Source organism: Streptomyces sp. NPDC001156 (genome assembly GCF_053598275.1).
In genome coordinates this window covers 1-9391 of record NZ_JBSFJX010000271.1, presented here as the reverse complement: position 1 = coordinate 9391, position 9391 = coordinate 1, and the positions used below count along the sequence as shown (strand labels likewise).

At 68.8% G+C, this 9391-nt stretch carries 8 protein-coding genes and 3 pseudogenes; 5 read left to right on the top strand and 6 right to left on the bottom strand.

The features are described from left to right. Window positions 1–382: 382 nt before the first annotated feature. Window positions 383–916, top strand: coding sequence for a GNAT family N-acetyltransferase (locus ACWDA7_RS46895; RefSeq protein WP_450613566.1), 534 nt, complete (start codon window positions 383–385; stop codon window positions 914–916). Window positions 917–1132: 216 nt separating this feature from the next. Then, window positions 1133–2253, top strand: a pseudogene (locus ACWDA7_RS46890) (IS630 family transposase). A 29-nt stretch (window positions 2254–2282) separates the two neighbouring features. Here ACWDA7_RS46890 and ACWDA7_RS46885 read toward each other — a convergent pair. Both ACWDA7_RS46885 and ACWDA7_RS46880 read right to left on the bottom strand, forming a co-directional pair. Beyond that, on the bottom strand, window positions 2283–2924 hold the full coding sequence (locus ACWDA7_RS46885; RefSeq protein WP_450613564.1) for a hypothetical protein: 642 nt from the start codon (window positions 2922–2924) through the stop codon (window positions 2283–2285). A gap of 49 nt (window positions 2925–2973) precedes the next feature. Next, window positions 2974–3276, bottom strand: coding sequence for a hypothetical protein (locus ACWDA7_RS46880; RefSeq protein ID WP_450613569.1), 303 nt, complete (start codon window positions 3274–3276; stop codon window positions 2974–2976). 23 nt (window positions 3277–3299) lie between these two features. Here ACWDA7_RS46880 and ACWDA7_RS46875 point away from each other — a divergent pair, with 23 nt between their 5' ends. Next, window positions 3300–3722, top strand: a complete 423-nt coding sequence (locus ACWDA7_RS46875) for a hypothetical protein (protein ID WP_450613562.1) — start codon at window positions 3300–3302, stop codon at window positions 3720–3722. Between the two features lie 202 nt (window positions 3723–3924). Here ACWDA7_RS46875 and ACWDA7_RS46870 read toward each other — a convergent pair whose 3' ends face one another. From ACWDA7_RS46870 to ACWDA7_RS46860, 3 genes are read right to left on the bottom strand one after another with little or no spacing between them, the layout of a single operon-like run. Further along, window positions 3925–4992: an SIS domain-containing protein gene (locus tag ACWDA7_RS46870; protein WP_450613561.1), complete on the bottom strand. Its 1068-nt coding sequence runs from the start codon at window positions 4990–4992 to the stop codon at window positions 3925–3927. Continuing rightward, window positions 4989–5987 carry an ROK family protein gene (locus ACWDA7_RS46865; RefSeq protein ID WP_450613559.1) on the bottom strand — a complete coding sequence of 333 codons (999 nt, stop codon included), beginning with the start codon at window positions 5985–5987 and terminating at the stop codon, window positions 4989–4991. The genes ACWDA7_RS46870 and ACWDA7_RS46865 overlap by 4 nt, the downstream gene beginning before the upstream one ends. After that, window positions 5984–7360: an APC family permease gene (locus ACWDA7_RS46860; RefSeq protein ID WP_450613568.1), complete on the bottom strand. Its 1377-nt coding sequence runs from the start codon at window positions 7358–7360 to the stop codon at window positions 5984–5986. Before ACWDA7_RS46860 ends, ACWDA7_RS46865 begins: the two co-directional genes overlap by 4 nt. Before the next feature lie 199 nt (window positions 7361–7559). Between ACWDA7_RS46860 and ACWDA7_RS46855 the strand changes: the two genes are divergently transcribed. Together ACWDA7_RS46855 and ACWDA7_RS46850 are read left to right on the top strand one after the other, a co-directional pair. After that, entirely contained in the window at window positions 7560–8783 is a 1224-nt protein-coding gene (locus tag ACWDA7_RS46855; RefSeq protein WP_450613557.1) for an ROK family protein, read from the top strand. A 67-nt stretch (window positions 8784–8850) separates the two neighbouring features. Continuing rightward, a pseudogene (locus ACWDA7_RS46850) lies at window positions 8851–9051 on the top strand (IS630 family transposase); the annotation flags it as partial. Window positions 9052–9166: 115 nt separating this feature from the next. Here ACWDA7_RS46850 and ACWDA7_RS46845 read toward each other — a convergent pair. Further along, window positions 9167–9300 (bottom strand): annotated as a pseudogene (locus ACWDA7_RS46845) (IS630 family transposase); the annotation flags it as partial. Between the last annotated feature and the right edge of the window lie 91 nt (window positions 9301–9391).

Sequence of the window (9391 nt, the reverse complement as noted above, 5' to 3'; positions counted from 1 at the left end):
CGTCGGGCTGGACGGCAGTAGGGCTCGGTCTCGTCTTCCCCGCCGATGCGGGGGCGCTCCTGCGAGGGGGTACGGCCCTCAATGCAGTACCTGTGTGGCTTCGTTGATGTCTAGGGGCAGCGTTTGTCGAGGGTTTCCGGAGGCAGTTAGTGATCAACGAGCTCGGAGATGTCGAGGAGAAATGACGGCACTGCCGTGTCCGCGAAGCGGGATGTCGGCGTACAGGTCAACGTGTCCCACCGGGTACAGCCGAACGTGCACAGGTCCAAGACGACGCTCAGGGATGGATCTCGGTTGTCCCGCATATCGAGCGTCCACGATCGGCAGGACCGACCGCGCCCCGTGGCACGACAGCGCGTTCGCCCGTGAGATGGTTGCTGTCATGACAGTTGGCGCGCCGGGCAGCGAGGTTGTACTCGAGACGAGTCGCCTGCTGCTCAGACCTTGGCGGGTAGCCGAGGCTGTCGTCCAGCGTGAGCTGTGGACCGAACGTGATCCACGAGTGCCGCCGCACCGCCGAATCGACACGGACGGACACCCCACGCTCGCGGAGCTCGAGGATTCGATCCGCACCAACAAGGTGTGGTCGACCGGGTTGCTGGCGGTCGAACGGAAGGCCTCTCGTGACGTCATCGGCTACTGCGGGCTGGTCGACAGCGGGCGAGGATCGGTAGGAGAACCGGAACTGGCATTCGAGCTGCTACGCCGGGTTTGGTGTCAGGGATACGCGACCGAGGCCTCGTTGGCGGTTCTGGAATGGGCGCGATCGTCTGGGTACGAACGTCTGTGGGCCACGGTCTGGGACTGGAACACCGCTTCTCGCCGAGTGCTGGCCAAGGTCGGGTTCACCGAGACTGATCGGAAGGAAGTGGACGCGGTGCACGGGACCACCCTGTTCACCACGAGACGGCTCTGACACACCCGACGTTTGACCTTGCGGACGGCTCCGCGCAGTGCCAGCCGCCCGTCAGGGCGGCTGGCCGTCGAGGCAGGTAGCGGTAGAGGTTAGCCGGCCTTGGCTGGCTCCTCAGTTCGTGCCCGCGTGCTAGTGCTCTGACCGCATAGGTTCGCCGGGTTGGTCGTCGGGGCGGTTGGATGTGCGGTGACTTCCGTTCCAACCGCTGGGGGTGCGGTGGCCGAGCCTGTCCGTGTGCGCAGACTGACCGACCAGGAAGGGCAGAAGCTGCAGCAGATTGTGCGCCGGGGCAGCACCAGTTCGGTGCGCTACCGGCGCGCGATGATGCTGTTGGCCTCGGCCGGCGGGAACCGTGTCCCGGTGATCGCCCAGCTGGTGCAGGCCGACGAGGACACCGTCCGCGACGTGATCCACCGGTTCAACGAGATCGGCCTGGCCTGCCTGTCGCACAGTGGGCGGGAGGCCGTCCCCGCCTGCTCAGTCCTGACGACGAGGACTTCGTCGTCGCGACGGCCACTACCCGCCCGACCAAGCTCGGGCAGCCCTTCACCCGATGGTCCATCCGCAAGCTGCTCGCCTACTTGCGCAAAGTGCATGGCCGGGTCATCCGCATCGGCCGCGAGACGTTACGTCGATTGCTCGCCCGCCGCAGCGTCACCTTCCAGCGCACAAAGACCTGGAAGGAATCCCCAGATCCGGACCGCGACGTGAAGTTGGACCGGATCGAGGAGGTCCTGGACCGCTTCCCGGACCGGGTCTTTGCCTTCGACGAGTTCGGTCCGCTCGGTATCCGTCCCACCGGAGGGGCGGGCTGGGCTCCTGCGGGCTACCCTGAGCGGCACCCTGCCACGTACCACCGCACCCACGGTGTCCGGTACTTCCACGGGTGCTACTCGGTCGGCGACGACACCCTCTGGGGCGTCAACCGCTGCAAGAAGGGCGCTGCGAATTCGTTGGCTGCGCTGAAATCGATCCGGGCCGCCCGCCCTGACGGCGCCCCGATCTACGTGATCCTGGACAACCTGTCCGCCCACAAGGGCGAGAAGATTCGTCGCTGGGCGAAGAAGCACAGGGTCGAGCTGTGCTTCACGCCGACCTACGCATCCTGGGCGAACCCGATCGAGGCCCACTTCGGGCCCTTGCGGCAGTTCACCGTCGCCAACTCCAACCACCGCAACCACAGCGTCCAGACTCGGGCGCTGCACGCCTACCTCCGCTGGCGCAACAAGAATGCCCGACACTCTGGCGTCCTCGCAGCTCAACGTCGTGAGCGCGCCCGGATCCGCAGCGAGAAGGGCATCCGATGGGGCGGACGACCTCTCGCTGACGCAGCCTGACCGACCTGGCGAACCTTCCCCGGCCAGCTCTAGCAGTAGCCGTCCAGCCTGGTTCCGGCAGGAGCGAGGTTGGGCCAGGGGTGCCCTGCTCTGTCCGATGCCGCGGACCTTAGAAGATCAAGAAGACTGCATCCGGGGTAGCTGCGGAAAGTCGGGTAGGCGGAACGGTAGTAGCAGCTCCAGTAGCTCACGACCCGCCGCTGAGTGCGTGCGAAGAAGGCCGGGTTTTCTACGATGAACTGCCCGTAAGCGAGGCGGCTTCGAGTGCCCGGTGTGGCGAGATCACGAAGCTCATCGCGGATGACGACCAGGATCTCCAAAACGTACTCGCCGACCAACTGCACGACGAACGGAACGACCCACGGGTCCGCGGAGTCAACGACCTCCGTCAGGTGACGCTGCCTAACCATCCCGTCGCAGTGCCGTGAGTACAAGCAGTGCAGAAGTTGACGTTGACGCGACGAGAGCGACGCTACCGCTTCTGTCGGCGGCTCGTCGTTGTACAGACGCTCAGGAATGGACACCTGCTGGCCCTCTACATAGACCGAGATCGGCTCAAGCGGCCGGGGGCGGGAAGCAGGCATGACCGCCAGAACTGCCTCGGCATCCCCTGCAAGCTCGGCAGGGAACGCCAAGATCAACGGATCGCTGTAGTTGGAGGGCGGCTGCACGAGCTGAGCATAAGCGGACGCCCCAGCCACAAGCCTGGCCCCCACCACCTCACGGTCGCCCAAGCCGGTGAACGTATGTGGTCAGAGCACTAGCCAGGCGGTAGGAGTCGGTGTCGGTCTCGATGATGGTGCCGTTGAACGTCAGCCGGTCGACGATGGCCGTACGGACGGCGGACTCGCAGTCAGTGATCAAAGCAAACGCCGCGTCGAAGACGTCGGCGATGACTTCCCTGCAGGCCAGCAGATCACGGGCTTCCATCGCCCGGCAGTACTCGGTGTCGTCCATGGCCTCCACAGCGAGGCGGGCGGCGGCGTACGCGTCGCTGGGTTGGCGTCCAAGCGCCAGTCGCAAGCGCGGGCGGCATCGTGGATCCGTTGAAGATCTTTCTCGTCCCGGCCTACCGGATAGGCATCGCGGGGCAGTGCCTCGTCGCTTGTCTCCAACTGGCAGGCCCGGGCGAACTCGGTCAGGTAGTCCAGCAGGGCCACCCGAAGTGGTCGGGGATCGGGATCCCACGGAAGGACGTCATCGACCACCACGGCAGTCGCCGGATCGGCCAAGACGGCGGCTACGAGTCTGATGAACGGCGCGGTCGCGGAGAAGACACTGCCCTGGTGCAGCATCGCGGCATCCAGATAACCGACGGCGCGGCTCTGTGCCTGGGAATCATCCTCGATCAGAGCCAGAAGCTGCCCGGGCGCGTCCACCGCCCGCCCGTAGGCGTGGTCGAGGTTGTCCCAATCGACCTGCACAACCGCGTCTGCAAGGGATCCACCGCCAGGGCATGCAGCCCATGACGCGCCCGGCACCAGCCCTGAGGAAGACCTGGTCATCGGGCCCGTTGGGGTCACCTGCATCGGCACCAAGGCCTGGTGCTCGAAGCGGTCGACGGTCACGCTCGAGGAAGCCACCTTGCGCTGCGACGAGGTAACGACGAAATGAAGTTTCCGGCGTGGCGGAATGCGCGAGGAGAGTGACCAGCGAGGTTAAAGGTGAAGCTCAGCGCGTCTCGGTGACTTTGGCCAGGGCCCGCGGCGCGTCGGGGTTCTGGCCCCGGGCCATGGTGACCTCGTACGCGAGCATCTGCAGCGGCAGGATCTGCAGGATCGGCTGAAGCTCCTCCGGCACGCCGGATGTCGGCAGGACGAACCCCGCGGAGGCCGCCTCGACCTGGTCCCGGTCACCGATGACGACCAGGTCGGCGCCGCGCTGGCGCAGCCGGTCGAGAACCGGCTGCAGCGCTTCGCCGCCCCTGCCCTCGGAGACCACCGCGATGATCGGCGAGACGTTGTCGACCATGGCCAGCGGGCCGTGCAGCAGGTCCGCGCCGGAGAAGGCCAGCGCGGGAATGTAGCTGGTCTCCATGAGCTTGAGAGCGGCCTCCTTGGCAGTCGGGTACCCGTACCCGCGCGAAGTGAGGATGAGCCGCTCGGCGAACCGGTAGCGGGCGGCCAGCTGGGCGACCTCGTCCCACCGCCCGAGGATCTGCTCGGCGAGCTCGGGCAGCGCCTTGGCCCCAACACAGTCACCGCCCCGCAGCCGTTCGACCAAGAGGTACAAGGCCAGCAGCTCGGCGGTGTACGTCTTGGTGGCGGGCAGCGCCCGCTCCGGTCCGGCCATGACGTCGATGTGGAACTCGGCGGCCTCGGCCAGCGGCGAGCCGGGGTTGTTGGTCACCGCCAGGGTGATCGCGCCAGCCTCCCGTGCCGCTCGCGTGGAGGCCACCAGGTCGGGCGAGCCGCCGGACTGGCTGACGGTGATGACCAGGGTGTCGGTGAGGTCCGGTCGCGCACCGTACGCCGTGGTGGTGGACATGGAGGTCAGTCCGGCCGGCTTGCCCAGCATCACCTCGACCAGGTACTTGGCGTACAGGGCCGCGTTGTCGGAGGTGCCGCGGGCGGTGAGCAGGACGAAGCGCGGGGCGCGGGCCGCGATCAGCTCGGCGACCCGATGGATCTCCGGCGCGCCCTGCTCCAGCAGGCGGCGCAGCACCGCGGGCTGTTCGGCCATCTCGGCGGACATCACGCGGCCGGGGCGGTGCTGCTCGGATCCGGCGGGGGTGGTCATGCGGCGGGGCTCCAGTCGGATGCGGGGTGCGGGGCGGCTGCGGCGTCCAGGGCGAGGATGACGGCGCCGGTGAGCGGCGCCGTCTCGGTGAAGTGCGCGGGCACCAGCGCCGGCGGGAAGGGCACGGCGCGGTCGAGAATGCGGCGCAGTCTCGGCAGGATGCGGTCGGCCGCGCGGGTCAGTCCGCCGCCGGCCGCGATGGTGTCCGGGTCGAGGGCGATCGCCAGGTTGGCGAGATGCACGCCGAGGGTGTCCAGGGCGTCGTCGACCAGTTCGGCTACGGCTGGGACGTGCTCGGCGAGGGCGAAGACCTCGGCGGTGGTCACGGCGCGGCCGAGGAGCGCGGAGCCCCGGTCGGCGAGTGCCCGACCGGAGATGTACTCCTCCAGGGGCGCGCGGCCGTCGCCGGCGTCCTGGATGTCGGCGGTGCTCAGCAGCTGAGAGCCGATCTCGCCGGCGGCCTGGTGTGCGCCGCGCAGCACTCGTCCGCCGACGACGGTGGCGGCGGACAGGCCGGTGCCCAGGTTGAGGAAGATGCCGCAAGCGGATGTGGCCAGGGCGCCCCAGCGGGCTTCGGCCAGGGCCGCGGCCTTGACGTCGGTCTCCACCGCGACGGTGTCGATACCGAAGGCGGCGCCCAGCGTGGCGGCCAGGGCGAGCTCCTCCCAGCCCGGGTTGTTGGGCGCCAGCAGGATGCGGTCGTCCAGCACGATGCCCGGGGAGGCGGCGGCGACGGCACGCAGCGGGCCGTGGCCGTCGGCCTCGGTGCGGGCGACCAGTTCGCGTCCGGTTTCGGCGACCCGCCGCATGACCTGGTTGGCGCCCTGGTCGGCGAGGGTGGGAATGGCGGCGCGGTGCAGCACGCTGCCGTCCGGGGCGGCTGCGGCGAGCGCAGTCTTGGTGCCGCCGAGGTCGATTGCAAGGACGTGGTACGGGGCCGGGCCGCCCCCGGCCTGGGGGGCGGCGGGGGCGGCGGGGGTGGTGCCGGTGGTCATGCGGGGAGCCGCTCCTTGTCGGCGTCGAGAGCGGCCGCTGCGTACTGCTCGCGGATCTCCTTGTCGCCGAAGGGCCAGATGCGCTCCTTGCGGGCCCAGACAGTGAAGGCGAGTCCACCGAGGGCAACCCAGGCCAGGGACCATTCGATGGGGTGACGGCCGGGGGCGTTGTGGTCGGCGCACACGTAGATGTAGATCCAGCCGGCGAAGGCCAGCACGCTGGGCAGCGGGTAGAGCCACATCCGGTATGGGCGGCGCAGTTGGGGCTGGCGCTTGCGCAGCACGGTGAGCGCGACGATCTGGGACAGCGTCTGCACCAGCACCATCACGGCGGTGAGTAGCTGGATCAGGGTTCCCATGTCGGTGTGGCGGCCGATCATGAAGCCCACGGCGGTGATGACGCCCATGGTGATCAGGCCGATGGTGGGGAAGCCGTGCTTGGGGTGCAGTCGGGCGAAGGAGCGGAAGAAGACGCCATCCCGCGCTGCGTCGAAGGGCACCCGCGAGCCGGCCAGCAGGCCGGCCAGGACCGAGGCGAAGGCGGTGATGAGGATCAGGGTGGTGACGACCTCGGCCGGGCCGCGGCCCCAGGCGTGCTCCAGGATGACCGACGCCATCGACTGGTAGACGGCCGAGTTGGGGTCGAGCATCTGGTGCCAGTCGACCGCGCCGAGCACGCCGACCTGCAGCACCAGGTAGATCGCCATCACGCCGAAGACGGCGGTGACGGTGGAGCGCGGCAGGGTGCGTCCCGGGTTCTTTAGTTCGCTGCCGAGGTAGGCGGCGGTGTTGTAGCCGAGGTAGTCGTAGACGCCCACCGCGAGGCCGGCGCCGAACCCGGTCCAGAACTTGCCGCCCAGGAGGTTGAAGGCGCCGTGCGGGTAGGTGAAGGCGTAGTCGGCGTGGAAGTGCGAATACGCGGCGATCACCACGAGGGCCGCGGCGAGCAGCATGACGCCCCACATGATGGTGGCGAGCCGGGCGACGGAGTCGATGCGCCGCCAGAGCAGCAGCACGATCAGCGCGATCAGGGCGAGTCCGACCAGGTCGCCGGAGGTCTGGCCCATCGACGGCCACAGGTAGCCGAGGTACTGGACGAGACCGACGATGCCGGTGGACATGATCAGCGGGATGAAGAGGATCGCCGTCCAGACGAAGAGGAACGGCATCAGCTTGCCGCTGCGGTACTGGAAGGCTTCCCGCAGGTAGACGTACGTGCCGCCAGCGCCGGGCATGGCGGCGCCGAGCTCGGCCCAGACCAGACCGTCGAACAGGGCGAGCAGCGCGCCCGCTATCCAGCCGACGATGGCCTGCGGGCCGCCGAACGCGGCCACCATGAGCGGGATGGTGATGAACGGCCCGACGCCGACCATCTGGCTCATGTTCAACGCGGTGGCCTGGAGCAGGCCGATCCGGCGGGCCAGGCCGCCGGATGAGGTGGGAGTCGACACGACGCTGCGCCTTTGCAGAGGGGGCGGGTTCAGGGCCCGGCAAATGTAAGGCGTCTTTCCTAACAAAATCAATATGCTGGTGGGACACCTCACTCCGGACCGACCTGGCAGGATGGCGCCCATGCCGACGACGACAGTGGACAGCCCGGACACGCCCCCCTTCAGCACGGTCATGCGCGGACCGGGCAGCATGCGGCAGGCGAACGAGTGGGTCGTCCTGGAGCACCTGCAGCGGCAGGCGCCGACGTCGGCCTCCCAGCTGTCGTGCGACACCGGACTGTCCCGGCCCACCGTCAACCTTGCCATCGCCCGGCTCGAGGCCGCCGGACTCGTACGCCAGACCGGGCTGCGCACCGGCCAGGCCGGCCGCGCCGCCCGGCTGTGGGAGCCGGACGTGGACGCAGGGCGGGTGATCAGCGTCCACGTCGGGTCGCGCTGGATCAAGTGCGCCCTCGCCGACCTGGGCGGAACCGTCATCGACCGGCGGCAGGAGCCGTCCCGGACCCGGGACGCAACCGAACTCGTCCACCAGCTCGCGCACCTGGTCACCGAGCTCCTCGACGACAACAGCGTCTCCCGGAGCGACGTCTACAGCATCGTCATCGGCAGCCCGGGCATCTACGACGCGGCCTCACGCCGGATGCGGCACGCGGCCAACCTACCCGGCTGGGACCGCCCCGCCGTCATCGAACTGCTCGCCGAGGAGCTCGGCGACCGGGTCCGGTTCGAGAACGACGTCGACCTGGCGGCGCTCGGCGAGCAGGCCGCAGGGATCGGCTGCGGCGTCGACGACTTCGTCTTCCTCTCCGTCGGCACCGGCATCGGCCTGGGCACGATCACCAGCGGCCGACTCCACCGCGGGGCGCGCGGCGCGGCCGGCGAGATCGCTTTCCTCCTGGTCGACGACGGCTCCGTCGACCCGAACGGCGAACTCCGCGAGCGCGGCGTGTTCGAGAGTGCCGCGGCAGCCGACGCCATCGCCGCCGCCGCCCGGCAGGCGGGACTGGGTGCGGACTGCTCACCCGAGCAGGTCTTCCAAGCCGCGCAAGCAGGAAATCCCGCCGCCGCAGCGATCGTGGAGCGACAGGTCGATCTTCTCGCGCGGGCCCTGGTCCCAGTCATCGCCCTACTCGACCCGCAACTGGTCGTGCTGGGCGGCAGCGCCCTCGGCCGCCACGCGGCATCCCTCATCAAGCCCCTCCGGCTCCGGCTCGCCGCACTCGTACCCCTACCGCTGCCCGAACTCGCGGCGTCGGCACTCGACGGGGACGCCACGGTCATCGGCGGCATCGCCCAAGCAGTCGCCACCGCATGGCAGCGGGCGTACACCCTCTCGCAGCAGTAACGGCCGGGCGCCGCAGGCAACTCCCTATCCGGTGCCCAACGTCACGCGCAGCGTGTCAACTACCCCCCACGGCTGCTACTCGATCGGCGACGACACCTTGTGGGGCGTCAACCGCCGCAAGAAGGGCGCCGCGAACACCCTGGCCGCGCTGAAGTCGATCCGCGCGGCCCACACGGACGGCGCCCCGATCTACCTCATCCTGGACAACCTGTCCGCCCACAAGGGCGAGACGATGCGGCGCTGGGCCAGGAAAAACCGGGTCGAGCTGCATCCAGGGTCACAAGATCCTCCGCCGTCACCTCATCGCCGACCTGACCACGTGCACTCACGGCAGACCATCCTGCCGCACCCACCACCCAAGATCTATCCCTGTAGTACTAGGTGCGGATCCTCGCGGTTTTGTTGCCGGACCAGTTGTCGAGGATGACGTAGATGGGGGCGCCATCGGGCCGTGCGGCGCGATGCTCTTCAGCGCGGCCAGAGTGTGGTCGGCGCCCTTGCGGGTGCGGACCACACCGTTCCTAGTCAGTGAGCAGGAGTGGGTCTTGTACCCAATCCTGGTCAACTGGCGCATCCCGAACGGTGGTGGATGCACTGGTCTCCCGCGT

Bases quoted from the DNA above. Each gene is read 5' to 3' on its own strand.
- ACWDA7_RS46895 (WP_450613566.1), top strand. From the start codon at position 383: ATGACAGTTGGCGCGCCGGGCAGCGAGGTTGTACTCGAGACGAGTCGC.
- ACWDA7_RS46870 (WP_450613561.1), bottom strand. From the start codon at position 4,992: ATGACCACCCCCGCCGGATCCGAGCAGCACCGCCCCGGCCGCGTGATG.
- ACWDA7_RS46865 (WP_450613559.1), bottom strand. From the start codon at position 5,987: ATGACCACCGGCACCACCCCCGCCGCCCCCGCCGCCCCCCAGGCCGGG.
- ACWDA7_RS46860 (WP_450613568.1), bottom strand. From the start codon at position 7,360: ATGGTCGGCGTCGGGCCGTTCATCACCATCCCGCTCATGGTGGCCGCG.
- ACWDA7_RS46855 (WP_450613557.1), top strand. From the start codon at position 7,560: ATGCCGACGACGACAGTGGACAGCCCGGACACGCCCCCCTTCAGCACG.